The sequence below is a fragment of the Pseudomonas viridiflava genome (assembly GCF_900184295.1).
Classification (GTDB): Bacteria; Pseudomonadota; Gammaproteobacteria; order Pseudomonadales; family Pseudomonadaceae; genus Aquipseudomonas; species Aquipseudomonas viridiflava.
The window spans coordinates 5155968-5178703 of sequence record NZ_LT855380.1; the positions used below are offsets into that span (position 1 = coordinate 5155968).

At 59.0% G+C, this 22736-nt stretch carries 15 protein-coding genes; 12 read left to right on the top strand and 3 right to left on the bottom strand.

Annotated features, from left to right (window positions below):
* The first annotated feature begins 169 nt into the window (after nucleotides 1-169).
* The 10 genes from CFBP1590_RS23200 (at nucleotide 170) to CFBP1590_RS23245 (ending at nucleotide 14414) form a co-directional block, all read left to right on the top strand.
* Nucleotides 170-1717, top strand: coding sequence for an HET-C-related protein (locus CFBP1590_RS23200; RefSeq protein ID WP_088236012.1), 1548 nt, complete (start codon nucleotides 170-172; stop codon nucleotides 1715-1717).
* 106 nt (nucleotides 1718-1823) lie between these two features.
* Nucleotides 1824-3425, top strand: coding sequence for an ABC transporter substrate-binding protein (locus CFBP1590_RS23205; protein WP_088236013.1), 1602 nt, complete (start codon nucleotides 1824-1826; stop codon nucleotides 3423-3425).
* A gap of 264 nt (nucleotides 3426-3689) precedes the next feature.
* Nucleotides 3690-5312 (top strand): ABC transporter substrate-binding protein, encoded by a 1623-nt coding sequence (locus CFBP1590_RS23210; protein WP_029244387.1) that lies wholly within the window; start codon nucleotides 3690-3692, stop codon nucleotides 5310-5312.
* Nucleotides 5313-5625: 313 nt separating this feature from the next.
* Nucleotides 5626-7224 (top strand): ABC transporter substrate-binding protein, encoded by a 1599-nt coding sequence (locus CFBP1590_RS23215; protein ID WP_043306787.1) that lies wholly within the window; start codon nucleotides 5626-5628, stop codon nucleotides 7222-7224.
* A 155-nt stretch (nucleotides 7225-7379) separates the two neighbouring features.
* A complete protein-coding gene (locus CFBP1590_RS23220; RefSeq protein WP_058431857.1) occupies nucleotides 7380-8795 on the top strand; it encodes an OprD family porin in 1416 nt (471 codons plus the stop codon).
* 66 nt (nucleotides 8796-8861) lie between these two features.
* On the top strand, nucleotides 8862-10457 hold the full coding sequence (locus CFBP1590_RS23225) for an ABC transporter substrate-binding protein (protein ID WP_088236014.1): 1596 nt from the start codon (nucleotides 8862-8864) through the stop codon (nucleotides 10455-10457).
* Nucleotides 10458-10528: 71 nt separating this feature from the next.
* Nucleotides 10529-11539 carry an ABC transporter permease subunit gene (locus CFBP1590_RS23230; RefSeq protein WP_004887871.1) on the top strand — a complete coding sequence of 337 codons (1011 nt, stop codon included), beginning with the start codon at nucleotides 10529-10531 and terminating at the stop codon, nucleotides 11537-11539.
* Between the two features lie 10 nt (nucleotides 11540-11549).
* Nucleotides 11550-12461, top strand: a complete 912-nt coding sequence (locus CFBP1590_RS23235) for an ABC transporter permease subunit (protein WP_024687674.1) — start codon at nucleotides 11550-11552, stop codon at nucleotides 12459-12461.
* A gap of 10 nt (nucleotides 12462-12471) precedes the next feature.
* Nucleotides 12472-13440, top strand: a complete 969-nt coding sequence (locus tag CFBP1590_RS23240; RefSeq protein WP_004887874.1) for an ABC transporter ATP-binding protein — start codon at nucleotides 12472-12474, stop codon at nucleotides 13438-13440.
* The gene (locus CFBP1590_RS23245) at nucleotides 13440-14414 is read left to right on the top strand and encodes a peptide ABC transporter ATP-binding protein (protein ID WP_004887877.1); all 975 of its coding nucleotides are present in this window, start codon (nucleotides 13440-13442) and stop codon (nucleotides 14412-14414) included. Before CFBP1590_RS23240 ends, CFBP1590_RS23245 begins: the two co-directional genes overlap by 1 nt.
* 59 nt (nucleotides 14415-14473) lie before the next feature.
* Here the strand turns inward: CFBP1590_RS23245 and CFBP1590_RS23250 are convergent, their stop codons facing one another.
* Together CFBP1590_RS23250 and CFBP1590_RS23255 are read right to left on the bottom strand one after the other, a co-directional pair.
* The gene (locus CFBP1590_RS23250) at nucleotides 14474-17014 is read right to left on the bottom strand and encodes a sulfite reductase flavoprotein subunit alpha (RefSeq protein WP_088236015.1); all 2541 of its coding nucleotides are present in this window, start codon (nucleotides 17012-17014) and stop codon (nucleotides 14474-14476) included.
* Nucleotides 17015-17159: 145 nt separating this feature from the next.
* Nucleotides 17160-19412, bottom strand: coding sequence for a TonB-dependent receptor (locus tag CFBP1590_RS23255; RefSeq protein WP_088236016.1), 2253 nt, complete (start codon nucleotides 19410-19412; stop codon nucleotides 17160-17162).
* A 214-nt stretch (nucleotides 19413-19626) separates the two neighbouring features.
* Here CFBP1590_RS23255 and CFBP1590_RS23260 point away from each other — a divergent pair, with 214 nt between their 5' ends.
* Nucleotides 19627-20307 carry a Fe2+-dependent dioxygenase gene (locus CFBP1590_RS23260; protein ID WP_058431860.1) on the top strand — a complete coding sequence of 227 codons (681 nt, stop codon included), beginning with the start codon at nucleotides 19627-19629 and terminating at the stop codon, nucleotides 20305-20307.
* Nucleotides 20308-20309: 2 nt separating this feature from the next.
* Nucleotides 20310-21107, top strand: coding sequence for a tetratricopeptide repeat protein (locus tag CFBP1590_RS23265; protein ID WP_058431861.1), 798 nt, complete (start codon nucleotides 20310-20312; stop codon nucleotides 21105-21107).
* 38 nt (nucleotides 21108-21145) lie between these two features.
* Here the strand turns inward: CFBP1590_RS23265 and CFBP1590_RS23270 are convergent, their stop codons facing one another.
* Complete coding sequence (locus tag CFBP1590_RS23270) at nucleotides 21146-22309, bottom strand: type III PLP-dependent enzyme (protein ID WP_004887887.1); 1164 nt, start codon at nucleotides 22307-22309, stop codon at nucleotides 21146-21148.
* Between the last annotated feature and the right edge of the window lie 427 nt (nucleotides 22310-22736).

The window sequence follows — 22736 nt, forward strand, 5'->3', positions numbered from 1 at the left end:
ACTTTTCGCCTTCTATTACCCCCAGAATTCCCGCCATCCTCGGCCGCGTCTTACGACATCAACCGCGCAGGCTGATTTCACTAAATTCTTTCATCCGTAAACTTGCCCGCACTCCCCAACCGGGCATTGCTGCGTACCCGAGCACCTGCCCCACTTTCAGGAATCACGGATGAATCCTCAAGACCCGACACGCCACCAACCCGCCCATGACCAGCACGACAACATTGCCGAGCCGCTCCCTGTGCCGCTTCGCTTCGAGGCCGGTGAAGGTGACGAACACCGACATACCCACGGTTCGATTGAAGCGGTTCTGGAAACAGCCGGTTTCAGAAAAGACGAAATCCGCGCCATCTATTACGGCAACTGGTTGCGCGACCATTCGCAACTGGTCGACCCCAAGCTTGTCCGCGCACCTGACATGCCCAAGAGTTTCCCTGATTTGCTGTCTCGCGAAGCCCTGACCGGAATTGTTGATGTACTGGCCGTGAAAGCCTTCACCGATCTAATGAAAATAGACCGGTCGCGCTTCATCGTGACACCGCAGCGACTGGGCGTGTATCGCGCCGCCGAACACATCGACAACCCCAGGGCCATAAACCCTGCCCCCGCCAACCCCAAATCGCGTGACGCTGACTTCGAAGACTGGACGCTGCCCGACGACCCCATTTTGCAGGTCGATCCCGAGACTTCCATGAAACGCTACCTCCAGCGCTCGGTGGATCTCATGGCGACAGATCTGGACATCGCCGTACAGGCGGGTCCGTCCTCCACTGACGGGCTCAGGGCAATGGGCGCCGCATTGCACATCCTCGAAGACTTCTTCGCCCACTCCAACTTCGTCGAACTGAGCCTGATCAAGCTGGGCCATACCGATGTGCTGCCGTGGACGTCGGAAGCCGATTGCAGGCACCGTCTGCCGTTGGTGACGGGAAGTTTCGGCGGCAGCGACATCATTGCCAGCCTGGCAGCACCGCTGGGCAAGATACTGTTTCCGAACAAGGACAAGCCATTCGAAGCCTTGCAGCCGGGCGTTCGCTATGAACGCGATCAGGTCATCCAGATTCTGCTCGGCGAGCACCCGGACGAAAACCTGCTTCGGGCCTTTGAGGAATTTCTGAAGGCACGTGACGGCTGGGCGCTGCTGCCCTTTTCCGAGCAGGTTGAACGCTTCTATGCATTTATTGCGACACCCGGCCGACTGCTTGGCAATGCCGTGGGCAGCGTCCTGCTGGGGCTGATGGCAATGCTTGGCAACAGCATCGACGATCTCCAGACCGGGCTTGGCGATGACCCTCATACCAACGGTTCGACAGATCCGTCCCACTCGCAACTGGCCAAGGACCACGCCGAACACCCCTTGCACGAACCGGCTGCGCTGCTGGCCAGGCATGCCGTGCTGCAGGTTGGACAGGCGGTACTGGGCCAGTGGCACTCTGTAGATGAAACCGAACATCCTTCGCAGGTCGCTGCGCGGTTCTTCGCTCACGCCATGGACACTGACTGGCAAGACACGCTGTTGCGTGAATGGGCCGATGCCCATCCTGAACAGGTCAGACGCGCGACGTTGAAAAACGAACTGGATCAGCTTCATCGTCATATCCAGAGTCATGCGTCCGAAGCGCTGCAGCAATTCGAACACAGCAGTGACAACTTCCTGGATACCTTCTTTAAAAGCACGTCGCTGTCGGACCTGTGGAAAAAGATCACCGGCAAGTAAGATTTGTCCCTATCCGACCAAGTGCGGCACTATCGTGTTACATCTTTTGTCGACACTAGACGTGTCAACACTCAGCACGGTCATTGCCGCACTTCGTGAGGGATCCATGGGACACACCATCTTCAAACCGCTGCTACTGACCACCGCCCTGCTGGCCTGCGCACCTCTTGCTCAGGCAGCCACCACACTGGTGTATTGCTCGGAAGCGAGCCCGGCAGGTTTCGACCCCAGTCAGTACACCAGCGGCACCGATTTCGATGCCTCGGCTGAAACCGTTTTCAACCGCCTGACGCAGTTCAAGCGCGGCGGCACGGAAGTGGAGCCAGGATTGGCAACACGTTGGGACGTGTCGTCCGATGGGCTGACCTACACCTTCCACCTGCGCGAAGGTGTGAAATTCCACACCACTGATTACTTCAAGCCGACCCGCACCTTCAATGCCGACGACGTGCTGTTCACCTTCAACCGCCTGCTGGACCCGAACCACCCGTTCCGCAAGGCTTACCCTTCCGAATCGCCCTACTTCACCGACATGGGCCTGAACACGACCATCAAGCAGGTCGAGAAGATTGACGCCAATACCGTCAAATTCACGCTCAACAATATTGATGCAGCGTTCGTACAGAACCTGGCAATGAGCTTCGCTTCTATCCAGTCGGCCGAATACGCTGATCAGTTGCTCAAGGAAGGCAAGGCGCAGGACCTCAACCAGAAGCCTGTCGGCACCGGCCCGTTCGTGTTCAAGCGTTACCAGAAAGACTCGCAGATCCGTTACACCGGTAACACCGAGTACTGGAAACCCGAAGACGTGAAGATCGACAACCTGATTTTCTCGATCAGCAGCGATGCTGCCGTGCGCCTGCAGAAGCTCAAGGCCGGCGAATGTCAGGTCAGTGGCTACCCTCGCCCGCAGGACATCGAGGAAGTGCAGAAGGATCCGAAGCTCAAGGTATTGAGCCAGCCGGGCTTCAACCTCGGCTTTCTGGCATACAACGTGACTCACCCGCCGCTTGATCAGCTCAAGGTGCGTCAGGCACTGGACATGGCCATCGACAAACAGGCCATCATCAAGGCTGTTTACCAGAGCGCAGGCCAGCTGGCCGAAAACGCACTGCCGCCAGCCCAGTGGAGCTATGACCCGACGATCAAGGACGCTCCCCGCGACCTGACCAAAGCCAAACAGTTGCTCAAGGAAGCGGGCGTGGCGCCGGGCACTAAAATCGATCTGTGGGCCATGACGGTTCAGCGCGCCTCCAACCCCAACGCACGCATGTCGGCACAGATGATCCAGTCCGACTGGGACAAGATCGGCATCAAGGCCAATATCGTCAGCTATGAATGGGGCGAGTACATCAAGCGCGCCAAGGCTGGCGAACATGACGCGATGATCTACGGCTGGACCGGCGACAACGGTGACCCGGACAACTGGCTCGGCGTGCTGTACAGCTGTGCCGCCGTCAAAGGCAGCAACTACGCCAAATGGTGCGACCCGGCGTACGACAAGCTGGTACAGCAGGCAAAGCTGACGACCAACCGCGACGAGCGCATCAAGCTGTATCAACAGGCCCAGCACATTCTCAAGCAGCAGGTGCCGATCACGCCGATTGCCAACTCCAGGGTTTTCCAGCCGATGCACAAGGAAGTGCAGGACTTCAAGATCAGTCCATTCGGACTGACACCGTTCTACGGGGTCAGTCTGAGCAAGTGAGGTAACAGTCGCAGCCCCAACCGGGTGCATTAACCCCACCCGGACGCCTCTTAATGGGGCGCGATTTGTTTCAAAACTGGTCACGCAAACGATCAAATAGCGCAGAAATTACACTTTCGCGACATTCCTGTACGATCGTGCCACTCTTTGTGGCTTCTTTGGCGTCAGCATCTTGCTTTGGGTATGGCCCCTGCATAAGTATCGGACGGATCGGCTCACGAGGTCGGTTCCTCTAATCAAAAAATGACAACAACTGAGGCCACCATGCTCAAACACGCGGTCATTCCGTTTCTAGTCGGCGCCACCCTGCTCGCAAGTGCACCTTTCGCTCACGCAGCATCGAATCTGGTGTTTTGCTCCGAAGGCAGCCCCGCGGGCTTTGACCCGGCCCAGTACACCACCGGCACCGATTTCGACGCGTCGGCAGAAACCATGTTCAACCGTCTGGCCCAGTTCGAGCGTGGCGGCACTGCCGTTCAGCCGGGCCTGGCGACCAGCTGGGACATCTCCGACGACGTGCTGACGTACACCTTCCATCTGCGCAAGGGCGTCAAGTTCCACACCACCCCGTACTTCAAACCGACTCGCGAATTCAACGCCGACGACGTGCTGTTCACCTTCAACCGCATGATCAATCCGGACATGCCGTTCCGCAAAGCGGCACCGACGGAATTCCCGTACTTCACCGATATGGGCATGGACAAGAACATCGCCAAGATCGAGAAGGTCGACGACTACACCGTCAAGTTCGTGCTGAACACCGTTGATGCCGCGTTCATTCAGAACCTGGCGATGAGCTTTGCCTCGATCCAGTCTGCCGAGTACGGCGACCAGCTGCTCAAGGAAGGCAAGGCAGCGGACATCAACCAGAAGCCGGTCGGCACTGGCCCATTCGTGTTCAAGAGCTACCAGAAGGATTCCAACATCCGCTTCACCGGCAACAAGGATTACTGGAAGCCTGAAGACGTCAAGATCGACAACCTGATCTTCGCCATCACCACCGACCCGTCGGTGCGCATCCAGAAGCTCAAGAAAGGCGAATGCCAGATCACCGCCTATCCACGTCCGGCGGACCTGGAGCCACTCAAGGCCGACAAGAATCTGAAAATGCCTGACCAGGCTGGTTTCAACCTGGGTTACATCGCCTACAACGTGATGGACAAGATCAAGGGTGAAGACCGCGAGAACCCGCTGTCCCAGCTCAAGGTTCGTCAGGCTCTGGACATGGCCGTCAACAAGCAGCAGATCATTGATTCGGTGTACCAGGGCGCAGGCCAGCTGGCCGTCAATGCCATGCCGCCGACCCAGTGGTCCTATGACACCACGATCAAGGATGCCAAGTACGATCCCGAGAAAGCCAAGGCCCTGCTCAAGGAAGCCGGCATCAAGGAAGGCACCGAAATCACCCTGTGGGCCATGCCTGTCCAGCGTCCGTACAACCCGAATGCCAAGCTGATGGCCGAAATGCTCCAGTCCGACTGGAAGAAGATCGGTATCAATGCACGCATCGTCAGCTACGAGTGGGGCGAGTACATCAAGCGCGCCAAGAACGGCGAAAACGGTGCCATGCTGATTGGCTGGAGCGGCGACAATGGTGACCCGGACAACTGGCTCGGCACCCTGTTCGGCTGTGACGCCCTGAACGGCAACAACTTTGCCAAATGGTGTGACAAGCCTTACGACGCCATCATCAAGCAGGCCAAATCGACACCTGACCAGGCCAAGCGCACCGAACTGTACAAACAGGCGCAACACCTTCTGAAGGACGCAGTGCCGATGACGCCTATCGCGCACTCGACGGTCTATCAGCCCATGAGCACCAAAGTGCAGGACTTCAAGATCAGCCCGTTTGGTCTGAATTCCTTCTATGGTGTAAGCGTGAAGTAAACGCGATTCGACTGTGCTGTTCACGCAGCACAGTCGACGCTCTTCCTGAATAAAGAAACCCTTCCGGTTAGTGGGCCAAGTGCAACTAAAGGCACTAAGCCACCTATCTGGGGGATATTTCCTACACGTCTTGCAGCCTATAAGCCTATTTACCGGATGCCTTCAACGACATACCGTCAGAGGCAATGGCAAAGGCAGGAAGCCCGCCATCAGCTGGCCCGTTACCTGCAAGCACTGCGTGTTATTCAGTTATCGCCCACGGGCCTGTTAGTTACCGAGCCTGAGTGCTCGTCCTTCAAGGATAGGGATCATCATGCGTAAAACTCTTGCGATGACGTCTTGCCTGAGTCTGGGTCTGCTTGCATTGACTCCGATGACCGGCATGGCGAGCAATCTGGTGTTCTGTTCGGAAGCGAGTCCGGCGGGGTTCGACAGTGCTCAATACACGTCGGCCACCGACAATGACGCCTCCGAGCCCATTTACAATCGCCTCACCGAATTCAAGCAGGGCGACACGACTGTGGTGCCTGGACTGGCAACCTCATGGGACGTGTCGCAGGATGGTCTGGTCTACACCTTCCATCTGCGCAAGGGCGTGAAGTTTCACAGCAACAAGACCTTCACGCCCACCCGCGACTTCAACGCCGATGACGTGCTGTTCACTTTCAACCGCATGCTCAAGCCCGACCATCCGTTTCGCGTGGCTTACCCTACCGAGTTTCCGTACTTCACCGGCATGGGTCTGAACAAGAAGATCAAGTCCGTCGAGAAGACCGATCCGCTGACCGTGGTCTTTACCCTGAACACGGTTGATGCCGCATTCATTCAGAACATCGCGATGAACTTCGCAGGCATTCTGTCCGCTGAGTACGCTGAACAGTTGATGGCCAGCGGCGATGCACGGGACATCAATCAGCAGCCTATCGGTACGGGTCCGTTCGTGTTTCAGCGCTACCAGAAGGACTCGCAGATCCGCTATCGCGGCAACAAGGAATACTGGGACCCGAGCCGGGTGAAGATCGACCAGCTGATTTTCGCGATCAACACCGACGCCTCGGTGCGCGTGCAGAAGCTGCGCAAGAACGAATGCCAGGTCACGCTGAACCCGCGCCCGGCCGACCTTGAAGCACTCAGGTCCGACAAGGCGCTGAACGTGATGGAACGTCCGGGCTTCAACCTCGGCTACATCTCCTACAACGTGCGCCATGAACCATTGGGCAACCTGCAGGTACGTCAGGCACTGGACATGGCCGTCAACAAGAAAGCCATTATCAATGCGGTCTACCAGGGCGCAGGCCAACTGGCCGTCAACGCCATGCCGCCGACCCAATGGTCCTATGACGACACCATCAAGGACGCCGCCTACGACCCGGAAAAAGCGAAGCAGATGCTGCGCGATGCCGGGATCAAGGAAGGCACCGAGCTGACGCTGTGGGCCATGCCTGTGCAGCGCCCTTACAACCCCAACGCCAAACTGATGGCCGAAATGCTTCAGTCCGACTGGGCAAAGGTCGGCATCAAGGTTCGGATCGTCAGCTATGAGTGGGGCGAATACCTCAAGCGCACCAAGAACGGCGAACACGATATTTCGCTGATCGGCTGGACCGGCGACAACGGTGACCCGGACAACTGGCTCGGCACGCTGTACAGCTGCGCCGCCATCGGCGGTAACAACTACTCGATGTGGTGCGACGAGAAATACGACGCGCTCATCAAAGCCGCCATTGCCACGACAGATCGGGAACAACGCACCGACCTCTATAAGCAGGCGCAGCGTTATCTGAAAGAGCAGGTGCCGATCACGCCAATTGCCCACTCGACGGTCAACCAGCCGTTGCGCAAGGAAGTGGAAGGTTTCCACGTCAGCCCGTTCGGTCGTAACAACTTCTCGGGCGTCAGCGTCGCCGAGTAACCCGTAAACAGCGATATCGCTCACCGCCGCTTCAGGCGGCGAGCGATCCATCTGTGCCCAGAACATATAACAAGGCGGGGCCTTAAACCCTGCATCACCAAAGCCAGAACTCAAAAAACTGGCGTTTATAAAAGTAGTAAAGGGAGCTGTACATCGTGAAAACAACCAGCACTGCATTACTGGCTCTATCCCTCTCGTCGTTCGGCGCGATGGTTCAGGCAGAGCCCGTGAGTCAAGCCTTCGTGCCCACCGGGCTGAGCACCAAGAACGCACAGGCAGAAGCCAATGGCTTTCTTGAAGATCAGCACCTGACCGGTACGACACGTAACTGGTATGCCAATGAACTGTTTCGTCGCGACAACAGATTCACTTACACCAAAGACGGTGTGGATAAGGAGACGCCACGCCGCATCAACTGGCAGCAGGGCACTATCGTCAATTACACCTCGGGTTTCACCCAGGGCACGGTTGGCTTCTCCACCGAACTGGCGCTGTACAACGCCGTCGCGCTGGAGCGTGACATCGACGATTTCGTCCCAAGATCCAACCGCACCCTGGCGGACAGCGACGGTGATGCCGTAGGCCAGTGGAGCAAAATGGGTCTGGGCAACGTCAAGGCCCGTGTCTCCAACACCGTGCTGACCATGGGTCGCCAGTCGGTCAACACGCCGGTCATCGCCTTTATCGGCAACCGCGCACTGCCTTCCAGCTTCCAGGGTGTCGCCCTGCAGAGCGATGAGTTGAACAACCTGTCATTCCAGGCCGGCAGCTTCGACCGTGTCTCGCCGCGTATGGAACAGAGCCTGGACAAGTTCCGCTCCGAGTACGGTGATCGCACCAAGACCGCTGATCGCGTGGACATGTTCGGTGCCGATTACAAACCGTTCGAAAGCCTGACCACCAGCCTCTACGCCTCGAACGTGGAAGACTTCTGGCACCAGTACTACTTCGGGTTCACCCATGAAATGGGCGACAGCAAGACCCTGGCATTCAGCACCAATCTGAACTACTACAAGACCAAGGATTCCGGCCAGGCCAAGCAGGGTCCGATCGACAACGATACCTACAGTCTTTCCTTCACCGGTACCCACAACGCACATAGCCTGAGCGTTGCGTACCAGGAAGTGTCCGGTAACGAGTACTTCGACTACGTTCACGATACCAATGCGATCTTCTTGGCCAACTCCCTGCTCTCGGACTTCAACGGACCGAACGAAAAGTCGCTGCAGATCGCCTATGTACTGAACATGGCCAGCTACGGCGTACCCGGTTTGAAATTCAACATCTATCAGGCCCGCGGCTGGGACATCGACGGTACCAACTATAAAGGTACCGTTTACGGCGATTCGCAGGACATCAGAGGCGTTGAAACTAAAACCGGCGTGCGCGCAATGGACGGCGAAACCCACTACGAATACGGCATCGGTACTTCGTATTCCGTACAATCCGGTCCGCTCAAGGCCACCGCGATTCGTGCGACTTACACCACTCACCGCGCCAGCGAGAACCAGGCTGATGGCAACATCAACGAGTTCCGTCTGGTGACCACCATTCCGTTCAACATTCTGTAAGTGATCGGGAAGCGGCGACCGGCATGACGCCGGTCGCCGTTTCGCATTGCATCAAGGAGGCTTCTATTGAAACTGCTATCGCTCCGCGCTTCGATCGCCATTGCGCTGCTCAGCGCTGCTGCATCCGTCTCGGCCAAGCCGCTGGTGGTCTGCACAGAGGCCAGCCCTGAAGGTTTCGATATCGCGCAGTACACGACCGCCGTCACGGCAGACGCCTCGGCAGAAACCATTCTCGAACGTCTGGTCGCCTTCACCCCCGGCACGACTGACACGGTTCCCGGCCTCGCCGAGAGCTGGGACATCAGCCCCGATGGCCTGACCTACACCTTCAAGCTGCGCAAAGGTGTGAAATTCCAGACCACCGACTACTTCAAACCCACCCGCGAAATGAACGCCGACGACGTGGTCTGGAGCTTCCAGCGCCAGCTGGACCCGAAGCACCCGTGGCACGCGCTCTCGCTGGTCGGTTACCCTTATTTCGAGAGCATGGACTTCCAGAACCTGCTCAAGAGCGTGGAGAAAGTCGACGACTCCACGGTGAAATTCACCCTGACGCGCCCCGAATCGCCGTTCCTGCGTGACCTGGCCATGCCGTTCACCTCGATCTACTCCGCCGAGTACGCCGACCAGTTGCTCAAGAGCAACAAGACCGGCGAATTCAACAGCAAACCCATCGGCACCGGTCCGTTCATCCTGACACGCTATGCCAAGGATGCTCAGGTCCGCTATAAAGCCAACCCGGATTACTGGAAAGGCAAGGTTCCTAGTGAAGCGCTGATTTTCGCGATCACTCTGGACAACAACACGCGCCTGCAAAAGCTCAAGGCCAATGAATGTCAGGTTGCGCTTTATCCAAAACCTGACGATATTGCCAACATCAAAGCAGACCCCAATCTCAAGATCGACGAGATGGAGTCCATGATGACCAGCTATGTGGCGATCAACACCTCGCACAAATACCTGAGCGACGCTCGCGTGCGACAGGCGATCAATCTGGCGTTCGACAAGAAGTCCTACATCAGGGCGCTGTTCGGCGAAGGCAAGGCCACTGAAGGCGTAGGTCCGTACCCTCCGACCATGATGGGCTACGACACCGAGAGTCAGCCCACGCCTTATGACCCGGAAAAAGCCCGTGCGCTGCTCAAGGAAGCTGGCGTACCCGAGGGCCAGGTGTTTACCCTGTTCGCCCGTAACGGCGGCGCGGTGACCAACCCCAATCCGATGGTGGGCGCACAGATGCTCCAGTCGGACCTGGCCAAGGTAGGCATCAAGCTCGACATTCGCATCATGGAATGGGGCGAAATGCTCAAGCGCGCCAAGAAGGGCGAACATGACATGGTCTTCGCAGGATGGGCCGGCGACAACGGCGACCCGGACAACTTCCTGACACCCAACCTGAGCTGCGATGCAGCGAAGAATGGCGAGAACTATGCACGCTGGTGCAACAAGGAATTTGAAGCGGCAATCACCGAAGCCCGGAAAATTACCGAACCGAGCGAACGGGCTGCCCTCTATAAGCAGGCTCAAAAAGTGTTCAATCAGGAACAGCCCTGGATCAGCCTGGCTTATCCGAAGCTGTTCGTGGCAATGCGCAAAAATGTCGAAGGCTTTCATATCAGCCCGCTGACCAATAACAACTTCACCACGACCGGGGTGAAGTAGAAAAAACCACCGCCTGCGCTCCACAAGAGCAAGGGCGGTACGCCTGACCGGCTGATGAGGTACACCACAAGATGTTTAGTTTTATTGCCCGCCGGGTGGGGTTACTGATCCCTACCTTCTTCGGCATTACCCTGCTGACGTTCGCACTGATCCGTCTGATTCCGGGCGACCCTGTGGAAGTCATGATGGGCGAGCGCCGGGTTGACCCGGAAATGCACGCCCAGGCCATGGAACGCCTTGGCCTGAACAAGCCGCTCTATGCCCAGTACATCGATTACATCGGCAAGCTCGCCCAGGGCGACCTCGGTGAATCGTTGCGTACGCGCACCAGCGTCTGGACCGAGTTCACTTCGCTGTTCCCGGCAACCCTCGAGTTGTCGCTGGCAGCCCTGATCTTCGCGGGCGTCCTCGGGCTTTTGGCCGGGGTGATCGCCGCACTCAAGCGAGGGTCCCTGTTCGACCATGGGGTCATGGGGATTTCCCTCGCCGGTTATTCCATGCCGATCTTCTGGTGGGGCCTGATCCTCATCATGTTCTTCTCGGTGTCGCTGGGCTGGACGCCCGTGTCCGGGCGGATCGACCTGCTGTACGACATTCCGCCAGTGACCGGCTTCATGCTGATCGACACCCTGCTCAGCGATGAGCAAGGCGCGTTCCTCGACGCCCTTCATCACCTGATTCTTCCGGCCATCGTGCTGGGTACCATTCCGCTGGCGGTAATCGCCCGGATGACCCGTTCATCGATGCTCGAAGTGCTGCGTGAAGACTACGTGCGTACCGCAAGGGCCAAGGGCCTGTCGCCTGCACGCGTGGTGTTCGTCCACGGCCTGCGCAACGCGCTGATTCCGGTCCTGACCGTTTTCGGCCTGCAGATCGGCACCTTGCTGGCCGGTGCGGTCCTGACCGAAACGATCTTCTCCTGGCCGGGTATCGGCAAGTGGCTGATCGAAGCCATCGGCGCCCGCGATTATCCGGTCGTGCAAAACGGCATCCTGCTGATCGCCTGCCTGGTGATCCTGGTCAACTTCGTGGTGGACATCCTCTACGGCTTTGCCAACCCACGCATCCGTCACCAGCGCTGAGATCATCGATATGAGCACACCTACTCCTTCGGTAGCAGTCGATCAAAGCCTGCTTTACCCGTCCCCGTACAAAGAGTTCTGGCAAGCGTTCTCCAAGAACAAAGGTGCCGTTGCCGGCCTGATCTTCATGATCATCATCGTGTTCTGCGCGTTGTTCGCCCCCTGGGTTGCGCCGCATGACCCGAGCGAGCAATACCGTGACTTCCTGCTGACCCCGCCGGTCTGGCTGGAAGGCGGCCAGTGGCAGTTCATCCTCGGCACCGACGAACTGGGCCGCGACCTGCTGTCGCGCCTGATTCAAGGCTCGCGCCTGTCGCTGCTGATCGGCCTGTCTTCGGTGGTCATGTCGCTGATTCCCGGCATCCTGCTGGGCCTGCTGGCGGGTTTCTTCCCGCGCATTCTGGGTCCGTCGGTGATGCGCCTGATGGACATCATGCTCGCCCTGCCCTCGCTGCTGCTGGCAGTTGCCATCGTGGCGATCCTCGGCCCTGGCCTGATCAATACCGTGATCGCCATCGCGATCGTCTCGCTGCCGTCCTATGTCCGTCTGACCCGCGCTGCGGTGATGGGCGAACTGAACCGCGACTACGTGACCGCTGCACGTCTGGCCGGTGCAACCCTGCCGCGCCTGATGTTCATCACCGTGCTGCCCAACTGCATGGCACCGCTGATCGTTCAGGCCACCCTGAGCTTCTCGTCGGCGATTCTCGATGCTGCGGCACTGGGCTTCCTGGGTCTTGGCGTACAACCGCCGACGCCTGAGTGGGGCACCATGCTTGCCTCGGCCCGCGATTACATCGAACGCGCCTGGTGGGTCGTGAGCCTGCCCGGTCTGACCATTTTGCTCAGCGTGCTGGCAATCAACCTGATGGGCGACGGCTTGCGCGATGCGCTGGACCCGAAACTCAAGAACGCCGCCTGAGGAGATTCGTATGTCACTGCTTGAAATCAAGAATCTCAACGTTCGCTTCGGCGACGCCAAGGCCGTACCCGTCGTGGATGGCCTGTCCCTGAGCGTCGATAAGGGCGAAGTTCTGGCCATCGTAGGCGAGTCGGGTTCGGGTAAATCCGTGACCATGATGGCGCTGATGGGCCTGATCGACGCACCCGGCATCATCACCGCCGACGCACTCAACTTCGACGGCAAGGACCTGACCAAACTCAATTCCCGTCAGCGTCGCCGCATCATCGGCAAGGATCTGGCGATGGTGTTTCAGGATCCGATGACCGCGCTGAACCCCAGCTACACCGTGGGTTTCCAGATCGAAGAAGTGCTGCGTCAGCACTTGGGCATGTCCGGCAAGGCTGCCCGTCAGCGCGCCCTGGAACTGCTGGAAAAAGTCGAGATCCCTGGCGCCGCTGCACGCCTGAATGCCTACCCGCATCAGCTGTCTGGCGGTATGAGTCAGCGCGTTGCGATCGCCATGGCGATTGCCGGCGAGCCGAAACTGCTGATCGCCGATGAACCGACCACTGCACTGGACGTTACCATCCAGGCGCAGATCATGGAGTTGCTGCTGAGCCTGCAGAAAGAGCAGGACATGGCGCTGGTGCTGATCACCCACGACCTGGCAGTTGTTGCCGAAACCGCTCAGCGGGTCTGCGTGATGTACGCGGGTCAAGCCGTGGAAGTGGGTCAGGTGCCCGGTCTGTTCGACGTTCCGGCGCATCCTTACAGTGAAGCGCTGCTGGCAGCGATTCCCGAGCACAGCATGGGTGCCGAGCGTCTGGCGACGCTGCCGGGCATGGTGCCTGGCCGTTACGACCGTCCGCAAGGCTGCCTGCTTTCGCCGCGCTGCCCTTACGTGCAGGACAACTGCCGCGTACAGCGTCCGGCGCTGGATCCCAAGGCCCACAGCCTTGCGCGCTGCTTCTATCCCTTGAATCAGGAGGTGGCGTGATGAGCGTCGTACTTACCGCCCGCGACCTTACCCGTCACTACGAAGTCTCGCGCGGCCTGTTCAAAGGCACGGCGCTGGTGCGCGCGCTCAACGGCGTGTCTTTCGAACTCGAAGCGGGCAAGACTCTGGCTGTGGTGGGCGAGTCCGGTTGTGGCAAGTCCACACTGGCCCGCGCACTGACCCTGATCGAAGAGCCGTCTTCCGGCTCGTTGAAAATTGCCGGTCAGGAAGTGGCTGGCGCCAGCAAGTCCGAGCGCAAGCAACTGCGCAAGGACGTGCAGATGGTGTTCCAGAGCCCATATGCCTCGCTGAACCCCCGGCAGAAGATTGGTGATCAGCTCGGCGAGCCGCTGTTGATCAACACCAACCTGTCTGCCAGCGAGCGCCGCGAGAAAGTGCAGGCGATGATGGCCCAGGTCGGTCTGCGTCCCGAACACTATCAGCGCTATCCGCACATGTTCTCTGGTGGTCAGCGTCAGCGGATCGCACTGGCACGGGCGATGATGCTGCAACCGAAAGTACTGGTTGCGGATGAACCGACATCGGCACTGGACGTGTCGATTCAGGCTCAGGTGCTGAACCTGTTCATGGACCTGCAGCAGGAATTCAACACGGCCTACGTGTTCATCTCGCACAACCTGTCGGTGGTGCGTCATGTCGCCGATACCGTGCTGGTGATGTATCTGGGTCGGCCTGCGGAAATGGGTCCCAAGGAAGAGATCTACAACCGTCCGCTGCACCCGTACACTCAGGCGTTGCTGTCAGCGACCCCGACCATTCATCCTGATCCGCTGAAACCCAAGATCAAGATCGTCGGCGAACTGCCCAACCCGCTCAACCCGCCAAGCGGCTGCGCCTTCCACAAGCGCTGCCCTTACGCGACAGAGCGCTGCGCCACCGACGTGCCGGAACTGCGTCTGGTGGACAACCGCCAAGTGGCCTGTCACTACGCGGAGCAGTTTGTCGCAGCGTGATTCTGCCTTGTGGTAATCGTGTCCGTCTGCGTGGGCACGATTACCTCAACCAGCAGACCTCAATACACATCCCGCCGATACCGTCCCTGCTCCACCAGCTCGCTGACGGCTCGTTCGCCGAGCACTTCGTTCAACACGTGATCCACACCTGATGCCATGCCCTGCAAGCTGCCGCAGATGTAGATCGCTGCGCCCTCATCCAGCCATGCTCGCAGGTCTTGAGCAGCCTCACGCAACAGATGCTGCACGTAGACTTTCTCTGCCTTATCCCGCGAGAACGCCAGGTCCAGCCGTGCCAGGTCACCCGACTCCAGCCAGCCTTGCAGCTCTGCGCCGCAATGAAAATCATGCTCGCGATTGCGCTCGCCGAACAGCAGCCAGTTGCGCGCCTGGCCTTGGGCGATGCGCGCTTTCAAGAGGCTGCGCAGCCCCGCGAGCCCGGTACCGTTACCCAGCAGGATCAGAGGAACCGGCTCGGCAGGCAGATGGAAGCTGCTGTTGCGACGCAAGCGCAGACTGATCGCGCTGCCTGATGCGGCATGCTCGGTCAGCCAGCCGGAACACAGCCCCAGGCTGCCATCAGGATGAATCTCCTGACGCACAATGAGTTGCAGAGAGCCATCCTCCGGAACAGAAGCAATGGAGTATTCGCGTGCGGAAACCGGCACCAGCGCATCGATCAGCGCCTGCGCGTGAAGTCCAACCAGATGAGCCCGATGTTGCGGCAACTGACGGGTCGCCAGGGCCTGAAAAACCGGCTCCTGCAGGCCGTCCACATTGATCCGGGTCGCAGGATCGATGCCCAGCCCGCTGAGAAAACTCCGCACGGCCTCATCACTGTTGCGCGGCAGGATCTCGACCAGATCACCCGCCTGCCAGTGCATCGTGCCGGGCGTTACGAGGTCCAGCAGATAGACGCCCGAACCACTGCTGCCAGGGTTCAGGTGCTCTCGCCGATTAAGCGTCCAGTTCTCGAACACCGGGGCCTGCCAGAGCGCTGTTGGTGTGCTGCCGGTCAGTTGTCCAAGGTGATGCTGCCACTGCTGCAAGGCAGCAGGGTCGGCGCTGTCGACCTCGACCGGGGCAAACAGGGTGCTGCCGCCACGCTCGGCCAGCCAGTCATGCAAGCGATGAGCGAAACCGCAGAAATTCGGATACTGCCGATCACCCAGCGCCAGCACGGCATAGTTGAGGGTTTCCAGCGACAGCGGACGGCCCAGCAACTTGCGTTCGAAACCACGGGCACTGTCCGGTGCTTCGCCGTCACCGAAGGTGCTGACCACGAACAGGGCGTTGCGGCTTTCACTTAGGTCCTGCTCGGTCATGTCGCCGAGCCGCTGCACCCGCACCGGCAGACCCGCGGCCTGCAACTGCCCCGCCGTCTGCCAGGCCAGTTGCTCGGCGAAACCGCTCTGGCTGGCGAACCCGATCAACCATGCGTTGGCGTCAGGCGCAGCGCCGGTCGATACATCACCTCGTGCAACCTTGACCTGACGCTTCTTGCGTCGGCGATCCAGATACAACAGCCAGCCGGTGATGAAAAACAACGGCATCATCAATGACGCAACGGTCATGACGATTCGACCGACAATCCCAAAGTAGCTGCCGACGTGCAGTGCGTAATTACTGATCAGTAATTGCGCGCCCAGACTGCGTTCGGCATAACGCGAGACCGAACTGATCGCGCCGCTGGCCGGATCAAGGGTGACGCTGTTCAGCGCGCGCGGGTGAGGTGAATCCTTGAGCAGGTAAAACACCGTGGCCGGCTGCCCGCCCGCTGACGGCAGGCGCAGGTTATAGGCTGCAAGGCCTGGGCCTGCAGTCTTTTGCAGGCTGTCCCAGATCGCGACGTAATCCACCACCAATGGCGCAGGCGCCGAATCCTTGCTCATATTTACACCACGACCACCACCGCCTTTGCGTTGCTCGGCCGGTGCATCGCCCAGCAGCCGGTTCAGACCATTGCTGACCCAGTCATACGACCAGCTCAGACCGGTGATGGCGAACAGCAGATAGAACAGCAGGCACCAGGTGCCGAAAACCGAGTGCAGGTCCCAATTGAAGCTGCGTCCCTTCTTCGCCCAGTCCAGCGTCAGCCAGACACGCCAGTTCAGCGCCTTGCGCGGCCAGCGCAGGTACAGACCGGACAGACAGAAGAACACCAGAACCAGCGTGCACGCCCCCGTGATCTGCTTGCCCACTTCGCCCATGGCCAGAAAGCGGTGCAGTCGCAGGATGAAATCGAAGAATTCCTCACCGACCCCGTCGCCTTTCAGCTCGCCGGTGTAAGGATCGAAATTGCGTTTGGGGCCGCGACGCTCGCCCGGTCTGGGCGAAAAAAACACCTGAGCGACCCGGTTGCCGACGGTCTCGACCCGGAGGATGGCGACAGTCATTCCGGTCGCCGACTCCAGTCGCCGGACCAGCTCAACAGGCGGCAGGGTTTCGCCCTGCGGCTGGACCAGCAGCACGTTCGGATTGAGCGCATCGAGAATTTCGTCTTCGAACGAGTACAGCGCGCCGGTGATGCCCATCAAGGCCAGCACCAGCCCTGCGGTGATCCCGAAGAACCAGTGCAGCTGAAACAATACCTTTTTCAATACTCGCTACCCTCACCCGCCTGCCCGGACGCCCACTTTGATACTCGGAGACGTCGCCTGTCTTGTCTGTCTTCATACGGCGCTGCGGCCTTATACAGAAAAACCCCGCCTACCGAAATAAGCGGGGTCTACCTTGCGCAGCTCCCTAGAAGTGGAAGTTGGCGCTCATCAAGGCGGTGCGGCCAGCGGCGACGTGCGCGTAGTGGGTCTGGAACACTTGATCGAAGTAACGCTTGTCGGTCAGGTTCTGGACGTTGAGCTGCAGGTCGACGTTTTTGGTCAACGCGTAAGTGGCCATTGCATCGTAACGCCAGTAGGACGGGACTTCGACCGAATTGGCTTCGTTGCCGAAACGGGAATCGACGTACGTGGCGCCACCGCCAACGGTCAGCTTGGGCATCAACTGATACGTGGACCACAGGTTGAAGCTGTTGCGTGGCGTGTTGGGCATGTGATTGCCCTTGTCCGCAGCCAGCGTGGTCTTGACCAGTTCGCTCTCCATGTAGGTGTAACCGCCATACACTTTCCAGCGGCTGCTCAGGTTGCCCGCGTAGGTGAACTCCACACCCTGAACGCGCTGCTCGCCGTCGAGTACCTGAAAGGTGGTGTTGTCCGGGTCGGTGATCCGCGCGTTGGTCTTGTCGGTGCGGAACAGGGCAGCGGTCAGCGACAGGTCGTCACCGAAGAAATCCCACTTGGTGCCCAGCTCGTAGTTGCGGTTCTTTTCCGGATCGAGGTCGGCGTTGTTGGCCGCCAGTTCAAGGCCACCGTTGCCGCTGGTTTCACCGGACGGGTTGCTGGACGTGGACAGCGCGGCGTAAATGCTGCCGTTCGGCGCAGGCTTGTAGACGACGCCCAACTGGTAATTCCAGAGCTGGGTGGTCTTCTGGCGATCGAAGTTGGCCGCAGGCGTTGCGCCACGTGCCGTCGCAAAACCGCTGGAGCGCGTGTCGTAATGGTCGTAGCGCAGGCCCATGTTCACCGACCACTGCTCATTGAGGGTCAGGGTGTCGAACACATAGGCAGCGCTGGTTTTGGTGTCGGTATCGGTGTAGGCCAGGCTGTCGGAAATCCGCCCGTTCCAGGCATCCTTCGGCGAAGGATCCGCAAGGCTGGTGCAGTCGCCGGACCTGAACAGCACTGCCGAGCAGGTGCTGGCAATCGCGCTGCCGTTGGCATTGGTGATTGTGTAAGGACGGTTATGCGTGTCCTGATAAGAGAACTCGACGCCGGTCACCAGACTGTGGCTGATGAAGCCGGTGTCGAACTTGCTGGTCAGGTCAGTCTGGTTAACGAAGCCGCTGGACGTGGAGTTACGGCTTTTGGCCGAACGCGACACGCTGCCATTGGCGACGTTGCCACGGCTGTCATCCGGGTTGGTAACCACGTAATCCAGCGTCGAGCGCGACATGCGGAAACTGTTGGAGAGCGTCACGCTGTCGTTCAGGTCGTGCTCGATGCGCACAGTGCCGCTGTCGTTGCTGCTCTTGCGATAGTCACGACCTGTCAGGCCGTAGAAGTTGCTCTTGTCGACGCTGGCCGGCTTGTCGACGATGTACTTGCTACGACCTGGCGTGGATGTCAGCGGGATGCCGTAGTCAGGCATGTCGTCGGTTTCAAGGTGGTAGTAATCCACCTTGATGCGGGTATCGGTGCCCAGACCGAACGCGAACGAAGGTGCCACGCCCCAGCGGCTGGTCTCGACGTTGTCGCGGCCCGCGACATTGGCGTCGTGCTTCATCAGGTTCAGGCGAAACGCCGAGGTGTCGGTCATCTGCTGGTTGACGTCCAGCGTATAGCGCTGGGTCTGGTCGGAGCCAAAGGTGTAACCGCCGTTATAGGCATTACCCAGATGAGCGCCCTTGGTGATCAGGTTCAGGCTGCCGCCGGTGGAACCCGCACCTGTAAAGGCAGAGCCTGGGCCTTTGCTGACTTCAACGGATTCGATGTTGAAAATCTCGCGGGACTGGGCTGCCACATCGCGCATGCCGTCGACGAACACGTCACTTTCAGCGTTGAAGCCACGAATGATTGGCCGGTCCGCAGCCGGATTGCCGCCCTCGCCTGCGCCAAAGGTAATGCCCGGCGTGGTGCGCAACGCTTCGGTCAGCGTGGTCGCGCCGGTGTCACGGATGACCTGCTGAGGGATGACGGTGACGCTTTTCGGCGTGTCGCGCAGCGGTGCCGTGTACTTCTTCGAGGCCGAATCTTCGGACTTGTAAGAGGCATCAGCCTGTTCACCGTTGATGTTCGTCGCCCCCAGCGACAAGGCCTTTTCGTCTGTGCTCTCAGCGGCGTGAACCATGTGAGCAGCAGACATCGCCGCGATGGCGACCCCGACCGCAGAAGCAATCGAGCGTTGCGAACCCGCATGAAGCGACAGTGTTTGACGTGACATTGTAAATCCTCCCCCAAGGCAGTCGAGGCGGCGGAATATAGTGCAAACACGTATCGGTAGCAATTGAGATACATTAACATTTACGAAAATATATTATTTCTGCACATCCTCTTCACAAAGCTTTCACAAAAGATTCGATTCAGCCTCAAACAGCCATATACAGAGGCAATGGGAATCACTACCATTCGCAACCTTCTACCTTCTCGGTGCTCTCATGCTCCTTCACATTCCTGGTGTTTTCGATCGCGATGAAGTCGCCCGCATCCGTGAAGCGTTGGAGCAGACCGACTGGGCGGATGGAAAAATCACTGCCGGTTTTCAGTCGGCCAAGGCCAAGCACAACCTGCAATTGCCGGAAGCGCATCCGCTGGCGAGGGAAATCGGTGCAGCACTGCTGGAGCGGTTGTGGCGCAATCCGCTGTTCATGTCTGCGGCACTGCCCCACAAGGTTTTCCCGCCGCTGTTCAACTGCTATCGGGAAGGTGGCAACTTCGACTTCCACATCGACAATGCGGTACGTCAGCCGCCGGGTGGTGCCGAGCGTGTACGCACCGATATTTCGTCCACGCTGTTCTTCAGTGATCCCGATGATTACGACGGTGGCGAACTCGAGATTCAGGACACCTTCGGTACAAGGCAGATCAAACTGCCCGCCGGCGACCTGCTGATCTACCCGGCCACCAGCCTGCACAAGGTCAACGCTGTGACACGCGGTGCACGTTACGCCTCGTTCTTCTGGACCCAGAGTCTGGTGCGCGAGGACAGTCAGCGTGCCCTGCTTTTCGAGATGGACACCGCTATCCAGCAGCTCACCCTGGAGGTGCCCGATCACCCTTCGCTGATCCAGTTGACCGGCACCTATCACAACCTGCTGCGCCGCTGGGTCGAGGTCTGACCATGAGCTGGAACCTTGCCCGCAAGGAATGGCTGAACATCGACGATCTAAGAGCGATGCTCGAAGAAAGCCCGGCGCAGGCAGCCAAGGCGATTCTCGCCGCCGCTGCCCAGGGCAACGTCGAGGCGCACGCGCTGTTGGGCCAGATCCTGCTCGACGGCAGCGGCATTCAGCGTGATCAGGCGCTGGCCATAACCTGGTTCGGAATCGCCGCCAACCAGGGCCATTCGATGGCCCGCAACATGCTAGGGCGCTGCTTCGAACATGGCTGGGGCTGTACGCCGGATCTGCTCCAGGCGGCGCTGCATTACCGGCTGGCTGCCGAACAGGGACTGGATTGGGGGCTCTACAACCTGGGCAACCTGCTGGCAACGGGACGTGGCGTCGAACAGGATCACCGACAGGCCATGGACTGTTATCGCAAGGCCGCCACTCTGGGGCACGCCAAGTCGATGAACCTGTTGGGGCGTTATCTGGAAGAAGGTGTTACGGGGCACCGTGACCTGTCAGCGGCGCACGAGTGCTACAGACGCTCGGCAGAAGGCGGGGATTTTCGCGGTCAGTTCAGTCATGCAACCGTGCTGGCAGAAAGCGGGGATATCGAACAGGCGCTGGGCTGGCTGAAAAAGGCACTGGCGGGAGGGAATCTGAATTTTCTGAGGGTGGGACGCAAGGTCCTGCTTGATGCGACGTATCCGGACATTCGACGCATGGCAACTGATTACTTTCAGCGCGCCGCCGCCATCGGTGACGAATCGGACCGCATGGCGTTGCGTGACTTCTCTGCCCGGCCTGCCTGAAGCGAGGATCACTTCAGACAGGCCAATCGGCAACGTGCTTACAGGTAGAAAGCCTTCAATGGCGGGAAGCCGTTGAATTCCACTGCGCTGTAGCTGGTGGTGTACGCACCGGTCGACAACCAGTACATGCGGTCACCGATGGCCAGGTTCAGCGGCAGGCCGTACTTGTAGTTTTCGTACATGATGTCGGCGCTGTCGCAGGTAGGACCGGCGATGACCACTTCTTCCATCTCGCCCTTTTTCTCGGTCCAGATCGGAAACTTGATGGCTTCGTCCATGGTTTCGATCAGGCCGGAGAACTTGCCCACATCGGTATAGACCCAACGCTCGACGGCAGTACGCGACTTGCGCGCAACCAGTACCACTTCGCTGACCAGAATACCGGCGTTGGAGATCAGCGAACGGCCTGGCTCCAGGATGATTTCCGGCAGGTCGTCACCGAAGTCTTCCTTCAGGAAGCGGATGATTTCCTCGGCATAGGTTTCCAGGCTGTTGGTACGGGTGATGTAGTTGGCCGGGAAGCCACCACCCATGTTGATCAGCTTGAGCACGATGCCGTCTTCTTCTTTCAGACGCTCGAAGATCACTTTGACCTTGGCAATCGCGGCGTCCCAGACGCTGATGTCGCGCTGCTGGGAACCCACGTGGAACGAGATGCCGTAAGGCACCAGACCCAGGTCACGGGCCAGGATCAGCAGGTCCATGGCCATGTCGGTCTGGCAGCCGAATTTGCGCGACAGAGGCCAGTCAGCCGTGGTCGAACCTTCGGTCAGGATACGGACATAGACTTTCGAACCCGGTGCGGCCTTGGCGATGTTGCGCAGGTCGGCTTCGGAGTCGGTGGCGAACAGGCGCACGCCCTTCTCGTAAAAGTAGCGGATGTCCTTGGACTTCTTGATGGTGTTGCCGTAGCTCATGCGATCCGGGGTCACGCCGCAGCTCATGACCTTGTCCAGCTCGTAGATCGACGCGATGTCGAAGCTCGAACCCTTGTTCTTCAGCAGCTCGATGATTTCGACTGCAGGGTTGGCCTTGACGGCGTAGTAGACCTTGGCGAAATCGAAGCCTGCGCGCAGGTCATCGTAGGCCTTGCTGATGATGTTGGTATCAATGACCACGAAAGGTGTTTCTTGCTTGTCAGCGAACGCCTTCATTTTCTTGAAGGTTTCGGCTGCGTAGTAGTCTTCGACATTGATCGTCATGCTGCTGGAACTCCTGTCTGGCAAACGGAATTGGTAAATGGGTGCAAATGAACGTCCTCCGTATCCCCACTTTGGTTCGCCTACTTCCCAAGGCATGTCGCCGAAAGCAAAAAGGCCACTGAAGGGCTTGCCTTCCTGGCCTTGCTGTCTCGTCGTCAGTACTTGAGCCGGATGGATCGTTTCCAGCATGGACGTTCGGCGCGAACTTTAGGGCGTGAGGGGGCTGAGATCAACAAAAAATGTCGCGTTTTTACACGCGTTCGTCGCGGCCGCTGCACTGGCCTCCTGTGTAACGGACCGATGTGACAGGCTGATGTTCCTTGGCGAGGGTAATCCCCGTTGATTTAGAGACGTCAAAAGACGCAGAGTTTCGCCTGGCCCCAGCCCTATGCTCGCGTCATCTGTTGCCCTGCTAGCAAAAATACGA